The sequence below is a fragment of the Paeniglutamicibacter kerguelensis genome, from assembly GCF_017876535.1.
Taxonomy (GTDB): Bacteria; Actinomycetota; Actinomycetes; order Actinomycetales; family Micrococcaceae; genus Paeniglutamicibacter; species Paeniglutamicibacter kerguelensis.
The window spans coordinates 1,114,874-1,134,624 of record NZ_JAGIOF010000001.1 but is presented as its reverse complement, the minus strand read 5'-3'; the positions used below and the strand labels follow the sequence as shown (position 1 = coordinate 1,134,624).

Sequence of the window (19,751 nt, the reverse complement as noted above, 5' to 3'; positions counted from 1 at the left end):
TGAAGGCTCAGGCGTCCCGGCGCTTGAACACCCACAGCCCGGCGCCCAGCAGGACACCCGCCCAGGCGACCAGCACCACCAGTGCCGTTCCGGCACCGTAGGGTTCAACCAGCCCTGTGCCGAGGACCTGCCCGGCGGTCGTCGGCAGATACGCAGCCGCATTCCGGACCCATTCCACATTGAACAGCGGAAGGATCTGCGGCAGCCCGAAAATCAGGACGAACGCACTGGTGATGGCCCCGGCGGTGCTGCGCAGCAGCGCCCCGATGCCCAGCGTCACCAGCGAGAGCAGACCCAGGTACACCGCACCGCCGGCCAACGCCGTGAACAAGTCCGCGGCCGTGAACCTCCCGTAGTCGGCCGCGGCGGGTGCCGCGACCAGCGTCCCGACACCCACCATCGCCAGGCCGGAGCCAAACCCGAACATGCCGAGCACCGCGGCCTTGGCCCCCAGCAGTCGGCGGCGCACCGGGACCGCCTGCAGGGAGGAAATGATCGTCCCGTTGGCGTATTCGGAGGTGATGGCCAGCGCCGCGATCGCCGCGATGAACAACTGCGTCAGCTGCAGGGATGCCAGCGACATGAACGGCGCCGGCATTTCAGACTCGTAGCCGTTGTCCCCGCTGGCCTTCGCAGAGAAGGCCAGCAGCCAGGTCAGGGCCAGGTGCACGATGAACGCCGCAGCCAATGCCACCCGCGTGGAGCGCACGGCCCACAGCTTGGTGGCCTCGAATGAAACGGCCGCCCCGAACCCGGGTTTTGGCCCGGCGACGGCCCCACGCACCATCGTCGTCCCGCTCATGATTCCTCCCCGATCCGTGTTGGCATGTAGTCAAGGCTCTGCGCCGTAAGCTCCGTGTAGGCCTGCTCGAGCGATGCCCGCTGCAGGCCCAGTTCGTTCACGCGCACGCCCATCGCGTGTGCAATGCCGCCGATCTCTTCCGGGCTCGCCCCGGTGACGCGCAGCGATTCGGGTCCGGCCAGCATCACCGCGTACCCCGCGCGTTCCAGCCCCGCGGCGAGTTCGGCGGCCTGGGGGGAACCGACCAGCACCAGGTTTCGCGCGCTCGCGGCCAGCACGGCCTCCATCGATTCGTCGGCCAGCAGCTTCCCGCGCCCGATGACCACCAGGTGGTCGGCGGTGGACTGCATCTCGCTCATCAGGTGGCTGGAGACGAAGACCGTCGCCCCGGCCGCAGCCTTGGTGCGCATGAGCCCGCGGATCCAGGCGACGCCGTCGGCGTCCAGCCCGTTGACCGGCTCGTCGAACACCAGCACCTCGGGTTCCCCCAGCAGCGCCGCTGCGATGCCCAGCCGCTGGCGCATGCCCAGCGAATACGTGCCGATGCGCCGGTGCCCGGCGGAGGCCAGTCCGACCTCCTCCAGCACCTGCCCCACCCGGGACACCGGGATCCTGTTGCTGCGCGCGAGGCCGACAAGGTGCGAATCCGCGCGCTGTCCGCGGTGCCCGGTGCGCGGCTCCAAGAGGGCGCCCACGGTGCGCAGCGGTGCCGGAAGTTGCGCGTAACCCAGCCCGTTGATGGTTGCCCGCCCGATGCTGGGCGCATCCAGGCCCAGCAACATCCGCATGGTGGTGGTCTTCCCAGCTCCGTTCGGACCCAGGAACCCCGTCACCTTCCCCGGCGCCACCGTGACGTTCAGCCCGTCGACGGCGCGCGTCGGCCCGTAGCTTTTGCCCAGGTTCTCCAACGTGATCATGTTTCCTCCTCCTTCTGCATGTTCCCGCACCATCCGGAACCCTCCCGGATCGGCGCCTTTCCCGTGTGTTTCCGTCCCTTTCCACGCTAGGTCCATCCGCCCTCCAAGTACTTCGGGGTCCGCCCGGAGACTGCCCTGATTAATCCCCGGGCGGGCCGCGGGGGCCACCCCTGACTCTGGCCACGGCCCACGCCCCGACGTACGCTCGTGGCATGGAAAAACAACAGCGCCACCCGGAAACCGAGGTCCTCGAAGCCCACCAGTGCTGGGAACAGCTGCGGGGCGTCTCGCTCGGGCACGTGGCCGTCAGCCACGGCGACCAGCCCAGGATCTTCCCGATCAATTTCACGGTCGACCACGGCACGGTCGTGTTCCGCACCGGCCCCGGAAACAAGCTCGACATCCTGCGCCGGCAGCCAAACGTCGCGTTCGAGGCCGACGGCGTCGACCAGGAATCCGGCATCGCCTGGTCGGTCATGATCGAGGGAACCGCGGAGCTGTTCCAGGGCATCGAGGAGCTCATCGATTCCTTCTCGCTCATGCTCTTCCCGTGGGAACCCGGCCCGAAGGACCAGTTCGTGCGCATCGTCCCCACCAGCGTCACCGGCCGCCGCTTCCACGTGGCCGAACCCATGACCTGGTGGAAGCACATGAAACACGGCTGATCCCGCCCGGTTGTCCACATTCCCGCAGCGGCCACACGCGGCGGGGCAGTCCGTCCCCCACGCTGGGGTGCATGGAGGCCGGCAGATTCATCATCACCCTTACGGGGCGTCGTGACGATCCGGGGTACCAACCCACCTCGGAGGATGAGTTGGGCGCACTGCTGGAATCAACCCGGCTCACGCGCGACCTTTTCGAACACGTGGTGGCGCACGCCGATTCGCCCACCCGGGCAGTCCTTCTGGCCATGGTCGTCGAACGGGCACACGGATTCCTCGAATTCGCCCAAATCCGGGTCGCGCAGGTCGCCCGGCAGAACCTGGTCCACGAGCTTCCCGCCGAAACCTTCACCCTGCTGCGCGGCATTGCCGATGATCCGGCCGGCTACATCAACGGCGAGACAGCGCTACCCCCGGACCCGGCCACAGTGCCCCCGGGCCGGCCCGAGTTCAAGGACCCCGTCGAATGTTTGAAGGGCACCCTGGACATCGGCCATTTCGAGGCCCGCGACAGGTTGCAGGCGGCCGACGCATTGCTGCCCCACATGGACGAGCACGGCATCCAACAGGGCCCCCGGTATCCGGAACTCGCCGACCAAATCCGCCACGGCAAGGCCCGCGTGCGGCCCACCGCCGCAGCAGCCCGCAGGCTGGACAGGCTCCGCCCAAGCATCCAGGCCCGGCCGGAGAGCGCCACGCTCGCCCGGGACATCGAAGAAAGCATCGCAAGGACCGTCGCCGAGGACATCCCGCGGAACACCCACCGGTTGTTCGACCAGATCGGCGACGAGCTCGAAGACACCCCCGAGACGCCGACCCCCGGGGAAGTCCGCGCGAAGACCGGTATCTTCATTACCAAGCGCACCCGCCACTTCACCTACCTGAGCGCGTGCATGCTCAATCTCGATGCCGAGGTTTTCCTGTCGCACTTCGCCAGGTCGGACAATCCGCGGACCAACGCCGGCAACCGGCAGGCATTGGCCGATGCCGCGACCCGCCCGGGATCACCGGCGTCCCAAGATTCCCCCGTCACCGCGAATCCCGACACGACGCCGGCGCACACTCCCCCAAGCGACGGGCCAACTGGTTCACCCGGCCGGCCACCGCGGAGACCTTCGAAGCTCCCCCGTTCTCCGGCACGAATTCACTCAGCCCCGGCGACTTTTCGAATGCCGACGGCCTCACCCCGCCGCAACGCCACCTGCAAACCTTGCTCAACTTGATGCGGGCGCCGAATTCACCGCCGACAAAGGCGCCCACCGGTCTCCCGACAGCGCAGATCGTCGTTTACGTCTATCTGGAAACGCTGCTGGGCCTGGCCAAGGGCGCGGGATGGAGCGTCCACGGCTTGGAAATTCCGGTCGGAGATCTCCGCAGGCGGCTGTGCACCGAGGGTGTGATCCCCATCGTGCTCGGCGGGCAAAGCGAGATACTCGACGTGGGCCGTGAAATACGCCTTGCCCCCGACTACATGAAGCGGGCGGTCCTTGCGCGCGACGGCGGCTGCCTCTACCCCGGTTGCACCGTGCCGCCCGAACACTGCGAGTTCCACCACATCAAACCCTGGAAAGACGGCGGCGGAACCAGCGTGGACTGGCAGATTCCCGAGTGGACCGCGCACCACCACATGATCGACAACGGAGAACTCTCCGTTGTCGTCCACGACGGGCTGCCGCACCTGATCCTGCCTAGTTACCTCGACCCGGAACAGATCCCTCGTAGAAACACCTACTGGCAGGGCCCGCGCCCCACTCTGTTCTGACTGCCGGACCATCCGGCCAACGGTCAGGCCTGCCCCACGTGCTCCACGTGCCCCGCGTGCCCAACGTGAATCCCTGTCGGAATACTAGGAGCCGGTTCCATCCACATGCAGGGGCGTATCCTCAAGCGCACCGCGCGGCACTGCCAACAACGCCAGCGCGCACACGATCGCCGTTCCGCCGCAGATCCCCCACACGATCATGTACCCGGCCAGCGGGGCCGCAAAGCTCTCGGCACCGCCCTCGCCCACCACCCCTGCAGCCTGCCCGATCAGCGCCAAGCCGAAGATCGCCGAGGCGAAAGACCCGCCAATCGTCTTCACGGCATTGGTCAGCCCTGTGGCCATGCCCGTCCGGTGGAACGGCGCGGCGGCGGCGGCGGCCGCCGGAAGGGCCGCCACCAGCGCGCCGGAACCGAGCCCGGCAACCACCATGTTGGTGAGCACCTGGGCCAACGAGCCGTGCAGCGGCAGGAACATCAGGTATCCGATGCCGATCAGCGTGCTCGCGGCGACCAAGGTCGCCCGGGTGCCTAGCAGCCGCGCGGCCGGCGGAAAGAGCAGCGCCCCGATGAGCAGCGAGAGCACGTACGCACCGATGATGATCGAGACCCCCGAGGCGCTCATGCCCAGCCCGTAGCCGTTGACTGCGGGGTCGGTGCGGGCAAAGGTGCTCATCGGGATCTGCGCGCCTAGCACCGAGACGCCGAACAGCCCCGCGGTGAGCTGCAGCGGCCACATGGAGCGGGCAAAAAGCACCTTGAAGTCGATCAGCGGGTCAGCCTGCTTGTTTTCATGCCGGTAAAACACGTAGAGCACGGCCAACCCAAGCGCCAGGCAGCCCCAGACCAGCGGGCTGGCGGGACCGTTGATGCGCAGGAAACTCAGCCCGCTGGTCAGCAGCAGCAGGCCGACGGCCAGATAGCCGAACCCGCCGCCGTCGATTTTCGCGCCGTTGCGCGCCCCGTCATCGGGCACGCCGAACCCCACGGCAAAGACGCACAGCGTCGTGGCCACCGCCGGAACCACCATGGTCAACGCAAGGTTCCCGCCGAAGAGGCCGATCAGCGCGCCGCCGGCCAGCGCGCCGGCGATGACCCCGAATTGCAACGCGCCCACCAGCAAACCTGCCGTGCGGCGCGTGATGGGACCCGGCGCACCGAGTTTGCGCGCGCGGGAGAAGACGATAGCGATTTCCAGCGGCAGCCACACCGCGTAGAAACCCTGGAACGCCCACGCGATCAGGAAGGTCGTGAAACTTCCGGCGAAGACCACGGCCCAGGATGCGGCGGCAGTGACGATCGCGGAGACCAGCAGCATGCGCTTGTGCCCGAAGATGTCACCGAGCGATGCCAGCAGCGGGACGGCCAGCGCGGAGACCATCAGCTGGGCGGCCTCGAACCAGTTCACGTCGGCGTCGTGGATGCCAAGGTGTCTTGCGATGTCGGTCATCAGCGGCGTGTAGTAGCCCTGCAGGATGCCGCTGGTAATCTCCACCAGGGCCAGGAACCCCACGATGGAGGCGACGGCGCCCCAGCGCACCGGGGCATGGGCGGAGATGTCCGCGGGGCGGGCGGGCGGCATAGGCGAATGGTCCATAGCGGGACTCTATCGCGAACCCGATGCCGGCGTGACGCTCCCCACATGGGTCAACGGGAATTATTTCACCGCCCCCATCGCTATTACATGCAAACGCATACAAATCTGGCACAATGGGACACAGCCACATCACCGCCTAGGAGGCAAAAAATGCAGTTCGGCATTTTCAGCGTCAGCGACATCACCCGAAACCCGGTCAGCGGCAACACACCGACCGAGAAGCAGCGCATCGACGACATCGTTGCCATCGCCAAGAAGACCGAAGAGGTCGGCATGGACGTCTTCGCCATCGGCGAGCACCACAACCGCCCGTTCTTCTCGTCCTCTCCCACCACGACCCTGGCCTACATCGCGGCGCAGACGGAAAAGCTGATCCTCTCCACCGCCACCACGCTGATCACCACCAACGACCCGGTGAAGATCGCCGAGGACTTCGCGATGCTGCAGAACCTCGCTGGCGGCCGCGTCGACCTGGTGCTGGGCCGCGGCAACACCGCCCCCGTCTACCCGTGGTTCGGCAAGAACATGCAGGACTCGGTGAACCTCACGGTGGAAAACTACAACCTGCTGCGCCGCCTCTGGGATGAGGACGTTGTGAACTGGGAGGGCAAGTACCGCACCCCGCTGCAGAACTTCACCTCCACCCCGCGCCCGCTGGACGGCGTGGCCCCGTTCGTCTGGCACGGCTCGATCCGCACCCCGCAGGTCGCCGAAATCGCCGCGTACTACGGCGACGGCTTCTTCGCCAACAACATCTTCTGGCCCAAGGAGCACTACCAGCAGCTGATCAGCCTCTACCGCGAACGCTACGAGCACTACGGCCACGGCCGCGCGGACCAAGCGATCGTCGGCCTCGGCGGCCAGTTCTTCATCCGCAAGAACTCCCAGGACGCCAAGAACGAGTTCCGCCCGTACTTCAACAACGCGCCGGTCTACGGCCACGGCCCCTCCATGGAGGACTTCATGGAGCAGACCCCGCTGACCGTCGGCTCGCCGCAGGAAATGATCGAAAAGACCCTGACCTTCCAGGAGGCGTTCGGCAACTACCACCGCCAGCTCTTCTTGGTCGACCACGCGGGCCTGCCGGTCAAGACCGTGCTGGAGCAGCTGGACCTGTTCGGCGAATACGTGCTGCCGGAGCTGCGCAAGGAACTCGACGCGCGCAAGCCCGCCGACCACCCGGAGGCACCCACCCACTCCAACCGCGTTGCCGCACGGGACGCCAAGCTGGCCGACGGGAGCGCCAATGTCTAACCCGGCCTCGCTGCGCGATTCGAACGCGGCCTGGGAATCGCTCTTCCGGGCGCAGGTTTCGGTGATGCGCAAGCTGCAGAAGCTTCCGGAGTTCAAGCAGCTGAGCACCAGGGAGTACGACGTGCTCTTCAACCTGTCCCGCTGCCCCTCGGGGTCCAGCCGCCTCTCGGACCTGAACCAGCACCTGCTCATTTCCCAGCCGAGCCTCAGCCGCATGGCCGACCGGTTGGAGGCCAAGGGCCTGGTCGCCCGGCAGCCGGATCCCACCGACCAGCGGGCGGTGCTGTTCACGCTGACCGATGCCGGCGCCAAGCTGCAGCGGGAGATCGGCCGCGAACACGTCAAGGGCATCCACGCGCTGATCGGCGATGCGCTCACGGCCGAGGAGTTCGCCGCCCTGGAGCGGCTGACCACCAAGCTGCGCGACCACGTCGAATCGGACTAGACGGGCACGGGTTTCCCGACGACAAGGAACCGCGGATGCCGGGCGAAGCGTCATCTTCCCCGGCATCCGCTGTTCGTGTTCGTGATTCGGCGGCTCCCTTGCATGCCAGGGGGACCGGGAAGCTTGGCCGGCTGCAATGCCTCAGACGCCAAACGGAGCGGCGTACCTGAATTTGCCGGTCGGCAGCGTGTGGCCGTCCAGCGCCAGCGCCATGAAGCGGTCTCCCCACGACATGTCCGAGGGCAAGAGGCCGGCGGGGATGGCCGGGACGTATCCGAAGCGCGGGTAGTAGCCGGTGTGGCCCAGCAAGACGATGGCGCGCTCCCCCGCGGCCGTCGCCCGGTCGCGGATCTCGTTGAGCAGCGCCCCTCCGATGCCACGGCCCTGGTGTTCGGGGGCCACCGAGACCGGGCCAAGACCCAGCAGCGGGATGTCACCGTCAACCCAACCACGGGTGGCAATCACATGGCCGACGATGCTTCCGTCGACCTCGGCGACCACCGAAAAACCCTCAAGGTATTCCTCGCACCCAAAGAGGTCATCCAGCAACGCTGCCTCGCCGGGTTCCGTGTGGCCCTCGGGGTCGGCAAACGCCAGAACTGTCAATTCGCGAATGGCGGAGCGGTCGTCGGTGGTTTCGGTACGCAGCAACATGCTCCAAGGCTATCGTGCAGGGTCCCGCCTCGGCACCTGACATGGAGCAGGACCCGGCCTCTACGGCCGGGCCCTGCAAATTGGTTGTGTTCACTTAGTGCGAAGTAGCATGGTGATGCTCGTGGTACTCACGCATCGCCGGCTTGACCGCCATGCCCGTGGCGACAAGTGCCACCACGCCCGGGATCCAGGTGTTCCATGCCACGCCCGGCATGCCGGACGCGAAGCTACCCATCCACGGTGACGCAACGACCAACAGTGCCACGACGAGCTGTACCCATTCCGCTGCGGGCGTGCCCGGCAATGCCAGGTTGATCGCACCGATCACAATCAACGCAATACCACCGGCAGTCATGTACGCATTGGACGAACCCATCGCGGTGGTCCACGTCATGGCGAGCAGCGTGTATACGCCGGATGCCACCACCAACCAGTTCTGCCATCCAGTAAACCGCTTCATGGTCTAGATCTCCTTGCCTTTCATCCCGTCCCCCGATTCACGAGTTTGTCGATACGCGATGAGGGGTCGCCCGATCGGGCTCCGTCGGAAACCCAATGAGGACCTTGGTTTGCCCTTAGTCCTGCATTCTTCCGTCGGCTACTCTCATCCTGCTCCCGCATCCCTTGTGCGGAGTAGGGTACAAAGTCACGGGCCCAACAGCAGCGCGCCCGGGTGGTTTTGGCGTTTACCTGCCTTCCCGACTGTTTCCCGACCCTTGCGGGAGGGACATAGGCATGCTGGGATGGACCGTATGAGTGATGCACCCAAGGGACCCAAGTCCTATTTCCCGTCGATCGAGTCGAAATACGGCCAGCCGATCGAACATTGGATGAACCTTTTGAATGCGGTTGCCGGAAAGAAACACCTGGAGCAGGTCAACTGGTTGAAATCCGAACACGGCATCGGCCACGGGCATGCCAACGCGCTGGTCCACGTCTACCGGGCCGAACACCAGCACTAAGCTCGAACGGCTCGGTCTGCAGGATTTTCACCAACGATTGTGGATAAGATGGTTCGCAAGGCACGCCGCGCAACAGAGGGCCGGCATCATCGAGCGAACGGAACCGGACACACCCATGCGAAAACACCTTAAGATTCCGGCCCTGCTGGCGACCGCCACGCTCTCGTTGACCATGGGCTTCGCCGCCGCCCCGGCATCGGCGTCGGCGTCGGCACAATCATTGGCGCCCGCGTCGTTGACGCTGACCCCGCAGCTGGCCAAGAAGCCGGCCCCGCCGCGGAACCCGAAGAAGTTCAACGTGCTGGTCAACAAGACCTACCCGCTGGCCCCCAAGACGTACGCCCCGAAGACCACGACGATCCCGGGAACGAACGGCATCCGCCTGCAAACCACAACCGCAACCGCCTACAAGAAGCTTGCTGCGGCGGCCAAAAAGGACGGTGTGAAAATCAAGCTCACCTCCGGATACCGCTCGTACTCCTCCCAAAAGAAGATCGTTGACCAGTACACCCGCTGGTACGGACCGACGAAGGCGCTGAGCCTCGCCGCCAAGCCGGGTACCTCGGAGCACCAGACCGGGCTGAGCCTCGACGTCGGAAACTTCAACAAGGCCTGCGCCCTGCAGGACTGCTTCGAAAACACGCCTGTGGGCAAATGGATGGCCAAGAACGCACCGAAGTACGGCTTTGTGCTGCGCTACCCCAAGGGACAGCAAAATGTGACCGGTTACTCCTACGAGCCGTGGCATTTCCGCTACGTCGGCACCACGCAGGCCCGCACCATGGCCAAGAAGAAGTCCAAGACGCTCGAGCACTACTACGGTGTGGCCAGCACCCCGAAGACGACCACCAAGCCGGTGACGTCCGTCAAGCCGTCCACCAAGACCGCCACCCAAAACGTGAACCTGCGCAAGAGCGCCACGACCGCCTCCGAGTCGCTGACCGTGGTCAAGAAAAGCACCAAGGTCAGGCTGACTGGCAAGGCCTCCGGGGTATGGGTCCAGGTGAAGGTCGGAACCAGGACCGGCTGGATGAGCTCGCAGTACCTGCGCTGATTCCCGGCTCCGCGCGCTGGTTCCCCGCTCCCGGCGGGCAGGGAACCAGGCCGGATGTCCGGGTCCGGCGCGCGGGAAACTAAACTGGAACCATGACTGCAACGCTCGTGGCCAAGGACCTTGCCGGTGGCCACGCCCACCGAACCCTTTTCTCCAACCTGAACTTCACTGTCTCCCCCGGGGACGTCATCGGCGTGGTGGGCGCCAACGGGGCCGGAAAGTCGACGCTGCTGCGTTTGCTGGCCGGCGTCGACGAACCGCTGGGCGGCACCGTCTCCAGCGCGCCGGACGGCGCGTTCATCGGCTGGCTTCCGCAGGAACACGAACGCCTCGAGGGCGAGACCATCGAGGCCTACCTGGCCCGCCGCACCGGGTGCGCCCAGGCCACCGCCGACATGGAGGCCACCGCGGAGGCCCTGGGTTCCGACGCGCCGGGCTCCGACGACGCCTACGCGGCGGCGTTCGACCACTGGATGGCCAGCGGCGCCATGGACCTCGAGGACCGTGCGCCGGCAACGCTTGCCGAGTTGGGTTTCGACCTGCCCACCGACACCCCGATGACCGCCCTCTCCGGCGGACAGGTGGCCCGCGTGGCCCTGGCGGCCCTGCTGCTCAGCCGCTTTGACCTGGTCCTGCTCGACGAACCGACCAACGACCTGGACCTGGCCGGGCTTGAACGCCTCGAGTCCTTCGTTTCCTCGCTGCGCACCGGCGTGGTGCTGGTGTCCCACGACCGCGAGTTCCTGGCCCGCTGCGTCACCCGCATCGTCGAACTGGACCTGGCGCAGAACCAGGTTGCGGTCTACGACGGCGGCTACGACTCCTACCTGGAGGAGCGCGCCATCAACCGCCGGCACGCCCGCGAGGCGTACGACGAGTTCGCCGACAAGAAGGCGGACCTGGTCTCGCGCGCCCGCACCCAGCGCGAGTGGTCCTCCCAGGGCGTGCGCAACGCCATGAAGAAGAACCCGGACAACGACAAGCTTCGCCGCAAGGCGTCCAACGAGTCCTCGGAGAAGCAGGCGCAGAAGGTCCGGCAGATGGAGTCGCGCATCAAGCGGCTGGACGAGGTGGCCGAGCCGCGCAAGGAATGGGTGCTGCAGTTCGAGATCGCCGCGGCCCCGCGTTCCTCCAGCGTGGTCAGCACGCTCAACGACGCCGCGATCACGCGCGGGGACTTCACGTTCGGGCCGGTGTCGGCGCAGGTCAACGCCGGGGACCGGATCGGCATCACGGGCCCCAACGGCGCCGGCAAGTCCACGCTGCTGAACCTGCTGCTCGGGCACCTTGCCCCGGACACCGGCTCCGCGTCGCTGGGTTCCTCGGTGGCGATCGGCGAAATCGACCAGGCGCGCAGCTACCTGAGCGAGGACACCGCCCTGGGCGAGGCCTTCGAGGCCGCCGTTCCGGAGATGTCCCCGGCCGAGGCGCGGACGCTGCTGGCGAAGTTCGGCCTCAAGGCACACCAAACCGCGTCGCTGGTCCGCGACCTATCCCCCGGTGAACGCACGCGATCGGGCCTGGCATTGCTGCAGGCGCGCGGGGTTAACCTGCTGGTCCTCGACGAGCCGACCAACCACCTGGACCTGCCCGCCATCGAACAGCTCGAGGAGGCCCTGGACTCCTACGAGGGTGCGCTGCTCCTGGTGACCCACGACCGCCGGCTGCTGGACAACGTCCGGCTTGATGCGCGCTGGCAGGTCGAGGACGGCAAGGTCCGCATCGGCATCAACTCCTAGGGACCGCACGCCGCCCGGCCACTTCACCCGGCCGCTTCATCACCCCGCTTCCCGGATCGAACGCCCTCGCCGGCGGAAAAGAGCCACACATGCTTCTGCTCTCCGATGTCCTCGACGCCTCCGCACGCATCGCAGGCCGCGTCCGCACGACGCCGTTGATGCCGGTCGACGACCCTGGCCTGCCCGGTGTCACCCACCTGAAGCTGGAACAGCTGCAGCTCACCGGGACGTTCAAGGCCCGCGGCGCCTTCAACCGGCAGCTGGCTGCCCTGGAAGCCGGGGAGCTCGATGCCGAGGCAGGCATCGTCGCGGCATCCGGCGGCAACGCGGGACTCGCAAACGCCTACGCGGCGGCCGCCCTGGGCGTCCCCGCCAACGTCTTTGTCCCGGGGAACGCGCCGGCGGTGAAGGTGGCGAAGCTCAGGGCCTACGGAGCCGTCGTCCACTTGGTCGGCACCGAGTACAGCCATGCCTACGAGGCGGCCATCGAGTTCGCCCAGCGGCGCGGCGCGTTGTTCTGCCATGCGTACGACCAGGCTGAAATCGTCGCGGGTGCCGGAAGCATCGGCCTGGAAGTCATCGGCCAAGCTGCAGGCGGGGTGGACACCCTGCTGGTCGCGGTCGGCGGGGGCGGGTTGGTCGGCGGCATCACCGCCGGGGTTGACCGAAGGATCAAGATCGTCGGCGTCGAGCCCGAGCTGTGCCCGTCGCTGACCGATTCCCTGGCGGCCGGCCACCCGGTCGAGGTCGAGGTTTCGGGCATCGCCGCCGATTCGCTCGGCGCCCGGCTGATCGGCACCATCGGGTTCGAGGTTGCCGCCGCGCACGGCGTTTCCACGGTGACGGTGACCGAGCAGTCGATTCTCGAGGCCCGCTCCTGGCTGTGGCAGAACTACCGCATGGCGGTCGAGCACGGCGCCGCGACGGTGGTGGCCGCGGTTCGCTCCGGCGCCTACGTTCCGGCCCCCGGGGAGCGGGTGGCGCTCTTGGTTTGCGGCGCCAACACCGACCCGTCGGACTTGTAGGTCGCCTGCGGCTCCCGGCTCGACGGGCTGCGGGAGGCGGGCCCATTTCGCGCCGCCCGGCCACGGGGTAGCATCGGCTGCAACGGCACCGCCCCGGCAACCGCCCCGGCCAGCTCCACCGACGGTTACGGGGTGAAAAGTGCATGCGGAAAGCGGAAGGGCATCCGATGGAACCGTCAGGACCCGAAACAGAGCTCGCCGGTTGGCCACTGCTCCGGCTCGACGAATGGGCGCAGACCAGGGACACGCTTCACCTGTGGACCCAGGTCGTCGGCAAGATCCGCATGGCCCACGCGCCGATGCTCAACCACTGGTGGCAGGTCCCGCTGTACCTCTCGCCGCGCGGGCTCACGACGTCCTCCATCCCGCACCCCCGCGGCGCCTTCGACATCGAGTTCGACTTCTGCGACCACCAGCTCCGGATCCGCGCAGCCAACGGGACCGGGCAAACCATTCCACTGCGGCCGATGCCAACGGCCGGCTTCCACGCCGAGGTGTTCGAGGCCCTCGACCGGCTGGGCCTGGACACGGCGATCCGGCCGACCCCCGTGGAGGTGGAGCCGGCGGTGCCCTTCGCCGAGGACCACCAGCACGCGTCGTACGATCCCGCGGCGGCCCGGCTCTTCTGGCGCCAATTGCTGCAGGCCGATCGGGTGATGAATCGGTTCAGGTCGCATTTCAGCGGCAAGGCCAGCCCGGTTCACTTCTTCTGGGGCGCCATGGACCTGGTGTGCACGCGCTTCTCCGGCCGCACGGCCCCGCGGCACCCGGGCGGCGCCCCGAACTGCGCCGATTGGGTCATGGTGGAGGCATACTCCCACGAGGTGAGCAGCTGCGGTTTCTGGCCCGGCGGCGGCGAGGAGGGCGCGTTCTATTCCTATGCCTATCCCGAACCGGAGGGTTTTTCCGCGCACCGGTTGTCCATCGACGGCGCCTTCTACAGCCAAGAGCTCCGCGAGTTTGTGCTGCCCTACGAGTGCGTGCGCGGCGCCAAAGATCCCGACGGCGAGTTGATGCGGTTCCTGCAAGAAACCTACGCGGCGGCCGCTGGGCCCGGGAACTGGGACCGCGCAAGGCTTGAGACCGATCCGGACCGCTGGCTCGGGCTCCTGCCCTGAGGGCCCCGCCTCCCGCCTGCTGTTGACCCCTGCCGTCGGGCCGCGGCCCGGGCGTACAGTATGGGTGTCAGAACGCCCGGATCATGTCGTGACGGGCGCCGGATCACGGGAGATGACCACATGGACGTCGTACAGGGTATCGATGTTTCGGTTCCACCGAGCGGGACCGGCTGCGCAGAATGCGAGGCCGCCGGAGGCTGGTGGCTGCACCTACGCCGGTGCGCGCAGTGCGGGCACATCGGATGTTGCGACACCTCCCCGTCGCAGCATGCAACGGCCCATGCTCGGGCAACCGGGCATCCGGTGCTGAGCAGCTTCGAGCCCGGCGAGGACTGGTTTTGGAGCTACGCCACCTCCACCTTCTTCGAGGGCCCCGCGTTGTTCCCGCCCACGCACCACCCGCCCGAACAGGCGGTGCCGGGCCCCGCGCCGCGCGTGCCGGAGGACTGGGAGGACCACCTGCACTAGAAATTGGCTCCAAGGTGTGACGGCGCGGGCCAGGGCGTCCAGACTCGAGCTGCATTACCCAACATCCGGACCTGGAGTGCTCCGGTGGAGAACGGCCTGAGCACCTTTGCAACAGCACTGTGCGCCTCGAGGGTGGTTTCCGCAGTTCGCTCCGGCGCCGACACCGATCCGCCGTGCTTGTACACCTCCATGGCATTGCACACCTCCTCCAGGATGGTGATGGAAAGATGCGGCATGACCTTGGTGCGCCACTTCCGCGCCGAGTGGCCCGTGCGCATCGACGGCAACGCAGAAGGCGGCGTCGAATACGCAATCAACCTCGCCGGGCGGCCCGCCGGACGCCCGAAGCCCCGAATCCCCCGCTGACACCCGGGGACCGGGATTCCTCCAGCCTCCACCCGCAGGAAACCCAACCGATGGAGACTCCCACCTGTACGCCGCCGCATGTCCGGGCCTGCCAAAGGAGTCTGCGGGACTTGGTAACGTGTGAAACGGGGCAACGCATTCCCCGCTACGGAGGAAGAAATGATCCAGCAGGCATTCGTGGAGATCGCCGAGACCGTGGCTCGCGGCGCCCACGCCGGCCAATTCGACAAGTCCGGCGCCGACTACATCACCCATCCCGCCCGCGTCGCCGAGCGCGTACGCCGCCAGGGCGGTGCCGACGAGGCGGTCGCCGCGGCATGGCTGCACGATGTGCTGGAGGATTGCGACGTGTCGTCCACCGACCTGGCCGCGGCGGGCATCCCCGACACCGTAATCACCGCCGTCCAGGCATTGACCAAGATGGACGGCGAAGCGCCCGAGGACTACTGCGCCCGCGTCCTTGCGAACCCCACCGCCCTGCCGGTCAAGCGCGCGGACATCGATGACAACACCGACCCCGTGCGCACGGCGCTGCTGCCCGAGGCCACGCGCGAACGGCTCGCTGCCAAGTACGCCCGAACCCGGCATTTGCTCGGCCTCGACAACAGCCCCAGCACCAGCCCCAAGCAGTAGTCGCCGCTTCCTGAACACGCTTCCGGACGGGGGCCTTTGGCCCCTTGCCGACCGCCCGGTGCGCGGCGAAGAATGAAGGCATCGACAACTTCTTGCGCCTTGGGATTGGGGTGGACCACATGGAACAGACTGCCGGATCGACCGGGTTCCATCCCGCCACCGAGGTTTCCGCCGTCGTACCAACCCCCGATGCCGCCACCGCCGATGTCTCCGCCGTCGCGGAGGGCTCTGTCGGCGGATCGGGGCAAGGTCCCCCCATCCGCGTTTTCATCCTCGATGACCATGAGCTGGTGCGCCGCGGGCTGCGCGAGCTGCTGGAGGGCGAGGGCTTCGAGGTGGTTGGCACCTCGGGCAGCGCCAAGGACGCGCGCAAGCAGATCCCGGCCCTGCGCCCGGACGTTTCGGTGCTCGACGCCCGGCTGCCCGACGGCACAGGGATCGAGGTCTGCCGCGACGTGCGCTCCATCGACGGATCGCTCAATTGCCTGATCCTCACCAGCTACGACGACGAACAGGCGTTGCGCGGCGCGGTGCTTGCCGGTGCCGTCGGCTACGTGCTGAAGCAAATTGCCGGCAACGACCTGATCGGGGCGCTGCGCCGGGCGGCCCGCGGCGAATCGCTGTTCACCCCGGGGCTCAAGCAGCGGATCGTTTCGGGTCTTTTCACGCACGAGAACCCGGACCCGCGCATGGGCTCGCTCACCACCCAGGAACGCCGGGTGCTGGAACTTGTCGGCGAGGGCATGAGCAACCGGCAGATCGGCGAGCGCATGCGCCTCGCGGAGAAGACCGTGAAAAACTACGTCTCGTCGATGTTGGCGAAGCTGGGGTTCGAGTCGCGGACGCAGGCCGCGGTGTTTGTGACCCACCCGCCGGCCGGGCCCAACGACGGGGGCACCTGACCCGGCCTGTCGGGGCCTTGTGGATGGTCGGGGTCTTCGGGATGGCCGGGGGCCTTCGCGGCTACCGAATCCCGAGGCGAAGCAACTCAATCCAGCGGAACGGCCCAGCGCAGCGTGGTTCCCTTGCCGGGCGTTGAATCCAGCCCGAGGGTGCCGCCGAGTTCCTCCGCGCGTTGGCGCATGTTGGCCAAGCCGCTTTCGACGGCGGGCGCCGTAAAGCCGGTCCCGTCGTCGGCGATCTGTAGGACCAGTGCCCGGTCGGTGCGTTCCACGTCGATGGCCACGGCGCTGGCGTGCGCGTGGCGCACCGCATTGGACAGCGACTCGGTGATCACGGCAAGCAGGTTGGCGAGCAGGGTTTCGTTGTCCAGCCCGTCGACCGCATCCCCGATGTGAACCTGCGGCGTAAAGTCGAGCGGTTCGCAGGCCAGCCGGATGGCGCGCAGGATGCGGCTGCTAGGCCGCTCGTGCTCCCCGGCGCTGGTGCGCAGTGAGTAGATGGTGGCGCGCAGCTCGGCGATGGTCGTGTCCAGTTCACGGGTAATGCCGGCCGCGCGTTCCCGGGTGGCGGGCGTGGGAAGGTGCTTGCCCAGGGCACTGATGCTCAGGCCCGCGGCGAAGATGCGCTGGATGACAACGTCGTGCAGGTCGCGGGCGATGCGCTCGCGCTCCAGGTACAGTCGGACCTCCTCATGCAGGTGGTGCATCTGGACCAGCCCGATGCCCTGGGCGATGTTGGAGCTGAAGACCGCGGCCATCTGTGTCTCGATGCGCCGGTAGGACGGTTGCCCCTTTCCCCTGATCATCAGCAGGATGCCGTAATGGGTGGCGCGTGCGCGCAGTTCGGTCAGCAGTGTGTACCCGCCGTCGGCAATCTCCCCCAGCGGCAGCACCGATTCGGGGCCCTTGAGGATGACCGTCTCGAAGTCCCTCAGGACGCTGGGCTCGCGTTGTCCGACGTTGACCAGGATGCGCCCGGAGAGGCTCGGGTGGACGTGCTCGCTGATCCCCGCGATCCGGTAAGTGTACGGGGAGGCATCTTCGTCGTTCACCGGCGTGAGGATCAGTCCGTACTTGGCCTGGGATTCGCCGCGGGCCAGTTCGGCGACGCTGTCCAGGCCTTGGGTTTGCTGTTGGTCCCCGCCCAGCAGTTCCCCGATGCGTGAACTTGCCTCGAGCCAGCGGACGCGGTCCGCGGCGTCCTGGTAGAGCTGGGCGTTTTCCAGGGCGACCCCCGCAGCTCCGGCGAGCGCGTCGGCCAACTCCCGGTCGATGCGCGAGTAGCGGTCCTTCCCGTTCTTGGGCCCCAGGGTGAGCCTGCCCAGGAGCTGGTCGCGGGTCTTGAGTTCGACGCGCAGCCGTTTGCCTTCGTCCCTGCCCGCGTCTTCTCCCAGCGCGGCCGCGTCCTTCCCCCGGGTGAGGCGACCCTCGGCCATGGTGGCACCGGTGAGTTCAAGCAGCCCTCCGGTGGCCCCGAAGATTTTCATCGCCTCGTCCAGCAGGCGCTGGACGACGGTGTCGACGCTGAGGTCGCTGGTGACGCTGGCCATTGAGGCGAGCAGTTCGCGGATGTGGGCGTCGCTGCGCTTTGACATGGCGTGCATTCCCCTTTCCCGCGCTCGGCGTTCCCAGTCCCCTCTATGCGTCACCCTACTCATCCGGCGGGCCGGCGCAAGTGGTGGGCAGAGGATGCACTGGGGGCGCGAAAGGGTGCGCACAACGCATGGCCGTTCTTCTGCGCCGAGGGGACGGTTCCCGGGGATCGCGGGCGGTTCCGCTGCCGCCGGGGCCATCCACCCAACCCACGAATAGAACATTTGTTCGAGTGTGTGGTGGGAGGGGATTTCACGGCTAGTCCTTGCCTGCGGCGTTAGATGAGTCTAGGTTGGCCACAGTAGGACAATTCAACGGCCGAGGCGCGAAGGGGCCTGCAATGATGACACATGCCGAAAAGCAGATGAAGAACGTCACGAAGCGACTCGAACTCTGGTCGCAGAAGGCCAAACAGGAATACCCACAGCACCTGGAGGATTCCTTGCGGCGGGCCGTGGACCGGATCGACCCCCAGGGGTTGTCGCGTGCCTCGGAGGAAGTCCTCGCCACGGTGACGGGCAACCGCGCGATGGCCAGGCGTGCGCGGAAGTCGATCGGGAAGTCGCTGGCCACGGCGCAGCGGAAGTACGGCACCCACCACTCAAAGGCTCGCGGGGTCCTTGTGTGCCTGGGAGTGGCCGCGCTGATCGCCGCCGCGTGTGCCGCCGTCATGTGGCGCGCCACGCGCCACGTCGAGAATTCACCCAAGCCAAAAGGCCCGGATGCTCCATCATGGCAGGGCATCGACCCGGACATGGGCGGGTAGCCCCGCCCACGCTCTTTGCGGGCTCGGCCAGACACCACGTCGGAAAGTACATACACACGCGCCACGATCCCTGGGGCGCTACCCATGAAGGAGGCATCAATGTCAGCAAACAACGGCTCGAAGGCAAAATTCACGGTACCCGGCCTTGAACTCAAGGACGGACAGAAGGTGGGCAAGGCATTGCAGATGCGCCTGCACGCCCTCAACGATCTGCAGCTGACCCTCAAGCATGCCCACTGGAATGTCGTGGGACGAGATTTCATCGGTGTTCATGAAATGCTCGACCCGCAGATCGACAGCGTCAGGCACATGGTGGATGTGTTGGCCGAACGCATGGCCACCCTGGGCGTCGCTCCCAACGGCCTGGCCGGCGACCTGGTCAAGAAACGCGGTTGGGACGACTATTCCATCAACAGGGCAAGCACCGGCGAGCACCTGGCCGCCCTTGACCTGGTCTACTCGGGCGTCATCGGATCCATGCGCGAGTGCATAGCGGAAATCGGCGCACTGGACCCAGTCACCGAGGACATCTTGATCGGCCAGACCGGAGAACTGGAACAGTTCCAGTGGTTCATCCGCTCCCACCTGGAAAACGATCACGGCGAACTGCTCAATGCCGGGGCCAAGACGGAAAAAGACGCGGCAGCCAAGGCGATGTAGTTCCGCTTGGCCCAGGAGCGGGTTGACGGGTGGCCGTTCACCCGCTCCTTGCATGAAGTCACGCCTCGGGTCTTGCGGTGGCGCTAAGGGGCATTTCCGCGGAACGGATGCGGCCTAGACCGATTCACCATGGTGCCGGCTCCGGATCGGGGGCCGGAGCCGGAGGGTAGCCCGGCGGCAACCCCGGATCGGGCTCCAGGGGTGGAGACGTTGGATAGACCGGTTCAGGCCCCGGCGGCGGGCCCGGCGGGGGTTCGGGCGTTGGTTCGTGACGCGGAGGCAAGGTGTCGTGGTCGGCCATGGCCGCCGACAGCGCATCGTCTGGGTCGCACTTGAACATGCTCTCGCCTCGGGACTCGAGTGCAAAACTGGT

At 67.0% G+C, this 19,751-nt stretch carries 22 protein-coding genes; 16 read left to right on the top strand and 6 right to left on the bottom strand.

What is annotated here, in order from left to right; translation table 11 throughout:
• Positions 1-7 precede the first annotated feature (7 nt).
• Positions 8-802, bottom strand: coding sequence for an ABC transporter permease (locus JOF47_RS05110; protein ID WP_209996374.1), 795 nt, complete (start codon positions 800-802; stop codon positions 8-10).
• Positions 799-1,719, bottom strand: coding sequence for an ATP-binding cassette domain-containing protein (locus JOF47_RS05105; RefSeq protein WP_209996373.1), 921 nt, complete (start codon positions 1,717-1,719; stop codon positions 799-801). The genes JOF47_RS05110 and JOF47_RS05105 overlap by 4 nt, the downstream gene beginning before the upstream one ends.
• A 212-nt stretch (positions 1,720-1,931) precedes the next feature.
• Between JOF47_RS05105 and JOF47_RS05100 the strand changes: the two genes are divergently transcribed.
• The 3 genes from JOF47_RS05100 to JOF47_RS05090 all read left to right on the top strand — a co-directional run bounded on the left by JOF47_RS05100 (position 1,932) and on the right by JOF47_RS05090 (position 4,143).
• Positions 1,932-2,384: a pyridoxamine 5'-phosphate oxidase family protein gene (locus JOF47_RS05100; RefSeq protein ID WP_209996372.1), complete on the top strand. Its 453-nt coding sequence runs from the start codon at positions 1,932-1,934 to the stop codon at positions 2,382-2,384.
• 71 nt (positions 2,385-2,455) lie between these two features.
• Positions 2,456-3,604 carry a hypothetical protein gene (locus JOF47_RS05095; protein ID WP_209996371.1) on the top strand — a complete coding sequence of 383 codons (1,149 nt, stop codon included), beginning with the start codon at positions 2,456-2,458 and terminating at the stop codon, positions 3,602-3,604.
• A complete protein-coding gene (locus tag JOF47_RS05090; protein ID WP_209996370.1) occupies positions 3,604-4,143 on the top strand; it encodes an HNH endonuclease signature motif containing protein in 540 nt (179 codons plus the stop codon). Before JOF47_RS05095 ends, JOF47_RS05090 begins: the two co-directional genes overlap by 1 nt.
• Positions 4,144-4,227: 84 nt before the next feature.
• Here JOF47_RS05090 and JOF47_RS05085 read toward each other — a convergent pair whose 3' ends face one another.
• On the bottom strand, positions 4,228-5,739 hold the full coding sequence (locus tag JOF47_RS05085) for an MFS transporter (protein ID WP_245356262.1): 1,512 nt from the start codon (positions 5,737-5,739) through the stop codon (positions 4,228-4,230).
• Between the two features lie 150 nt (positions 5,740-5,889).
• Between JOF47_RS05085 and JOF47_RS05080 the strand changes: the two genes are divergently transcribed.
• Both JOF47_RS05080 and JOF47_RS05075 read left to right on the top strand, forming a co-directional pair.
• Positions 5,890-6,993, top strand: a complete 1,104-nt coding sequence (locus tag JOF47_RS05080; protein WP_209996369.1) for an LLM class flavin-dependent oxidoreductase — start codon at positions 5,890-5,892, stop codon at positions 6,991-6,993.
• Positions 6,986-7,438, top strand: coding sequence for a MarR family winged helix-turn-helix transcriptional regulator (locus tag JOF47_RS05075; RefSeq protein ID WP_209996368.1), 453 nt, complete (start codon positions 6,986-6,988; stop codon positions 7,436-7,438). The genes JOF47_RS05080 and JOF47_RS05075 overlap by 8 nt, the downstream gene beginning before the upstream one ends.
• A 141-nt stretch (positions 7,439-7,579) precedes the next feature.
• On the opposite strand, the gene JOF47_RS05070 is transcribed toward JOF47_RS05075, so the two are convergent.
• Positions 7,580-8,092, bottom strand: a complete 513-nt coding sequence (locus JOF47_RS05070) for a GNAT family N-acetyltransferase (RefSeq protein ID WP_209996366.1) — start codon at positions 8,090-8,092, stop codon at positions 7,580-7,582.
• Between the two features lie 94 nt (positions 8,093-8,186).
• Complete coding sequence (locus tag JOF47_RS05065) at positions 8,187-8,552, bottom strand: SPW repeat domain-containing protein (RefSeq protein WP_209996364.1); 366 nt, start codon at positions 8,550-8,552, stop codon at positions 8,187-8,189.
• A 292-nt stretch (positions 8,553-8,844) separates the two neighbouring features.
• Between JOF47_RS05065 and JOF47_RS05060 the strand changes: the two genes are divergently transcribed.
• The 9 genes from JOF47_RS05060 (at position 8,845) to JOF47_RS05020 (ending at position 16,359) form a co-directional block, all read left to right on the top strand.
• Complete coding sequence (locus JOF47_RS05060) at positions 8,845-9,054, top strand: DUF4287 domain-containing protein (protein WP_209996362.1); 210 nt, start codon at positions 8,845-8,847, stop codon at positions 9,052-9,054.
• 115 nt (positions 9,055-9,169) lie between these two features.
• Positions 9,170-10,108, top strand: coding sequence for a D-alanyl-D-alanine carboxypeptidase family protein (locus tag JOF47_RS05055; RefSeq protein WP_209996360.1), 939 nt, complete (start codon positions 9,170-9,172; stop codon positions 10,106-10,108).
• 92 nt (positions 10,109-10,200) lie between these two features.
• A complete protein-coding gene (locus JOF47_RS05050) occupies positions 10,201-11,847 on the top strand; it encodes an ABC-F family ATP-binding cassette domain-containing protein (protein ID WP_209996358.1) in 1,647 nt (548 codons plus the stop codon).
• 89 nt (positions 11,848-11,936) lie between these two features.
• Positions 11,937-12,872, top strand: a complete 936-nt coding sequence (locus JOF47_RS05045; protein ID WP_209996357.1) for a threonine/serine dehydratase — start codon at positions 11,937-11,939, stop codon at positions 12,870-12,872.
• 167 nt (positions 12,873-13,039) lie between these two features.
• The gene (locus JOF47_RS05040; protein ID WP_245356261.1) at positions 13,040-13,990 is read left to right on the top strand and encodes a DUF5996 family protein; all 951 of its coding nucleotides are present in this window, start codon (positions 13,040-13,042) and stop codon (positions 13,988-13,990) included.
• Positions 13,991-14,110: 120 nt separating this feature from the next.
• Positions 14,111-14,458, top strand: coding sequence for a UBP-type zinc finger domain-containing protein (locus JOF47_RS05035; RefSeq protein ID WP_209996356.1), 348 nt, complete (start codon positions 14,111-14,113; stop codon positions 14,456-14,458).
• 84 nt (positions 14,459-14,542) lie between these two features.
• Positions 14,543-14,824 carry a hypothetical protein gene (locus JOF47_RS05030; protein WP_209996355.1) on the top strand — a complete coding sequence of 94 codons (282 nt, stop codon included), beginning with the start codon at positions 14,543-14,545 and terminating at the stop codon, positions 14,822-14,824.
• A gap of 159 nt (positions 14,825-14,983) precedes the next feature.
• Positions 14,984-15,457: an HD domain-containing protein gene (locus JOF47_RS05025; protein WP_209996354.1), complete on the top strand. Its 474-nt coding sequence runs from the start codon at positions 14,984-14,986 to the stop codon at positions 15,455-15,457.
• Between the two features lie 119 nt (positions 15,458-15,576).
• Complete coding sequence (locus tag JOF47_RS05020; RefSeq protein ID WP_245356260.1) at positions 15,577-16,359, top strand: response regulator; 783 nt, start codon at positions 15,577-15,579, stop codon at positions 16,357-16,359.
• Between the two features lie 86 nt (positions 16,360-16,445).
• Here JOF47_RS05020 and JOF47_RS05015 read toward each other — a convergent pair whose 3' ends face one another.
• The gene (locus tag JOF47_RS05015) at positions 16,446-17,954 is read right to left on the bottom strand and encodes a sensor histidine kinase (protein WP_209996353.1); all 1,509 of its coding nucleotides are present in this window, start codon (positions 17,952-17,954) and stop codon (positions 16,446-16,448) included.
• 338 nt (positions 17,955-18,292) lie between these two features.
• Here JOF47_RS05015 and JOF47_RS05010 point away from each other — a divergent pair, with 338 nt between their 5' ends.
• Positions 18,293-18,718: a hypothetical protein gene (locus JOF47_RS05010; RefSeq protein ID WP_209996352.1), complete on the top strand. Its 426-nt coding sequence runs from the start codon at positions 18,293-18,295 to the stop codon at positions 18,716-18,718.
• A 99-nt stretch (positions 18,719-18,817) separates the two neighbouring features.
• Positions 18,818-19,378 carry a Dps family protein gene (locus JOF47_RS05005; RefSeq protein ID WP_209996351.1) on the top strand — a complete coding sequence of 187 codons (561 nt, stop codon included), beginning with the start codon at positions 18,818-18,820 and terminating at the stop codon, positions 19,376-19,378.
• Positions 19,379-19,751: the final 373 nt, after the last annotated feature.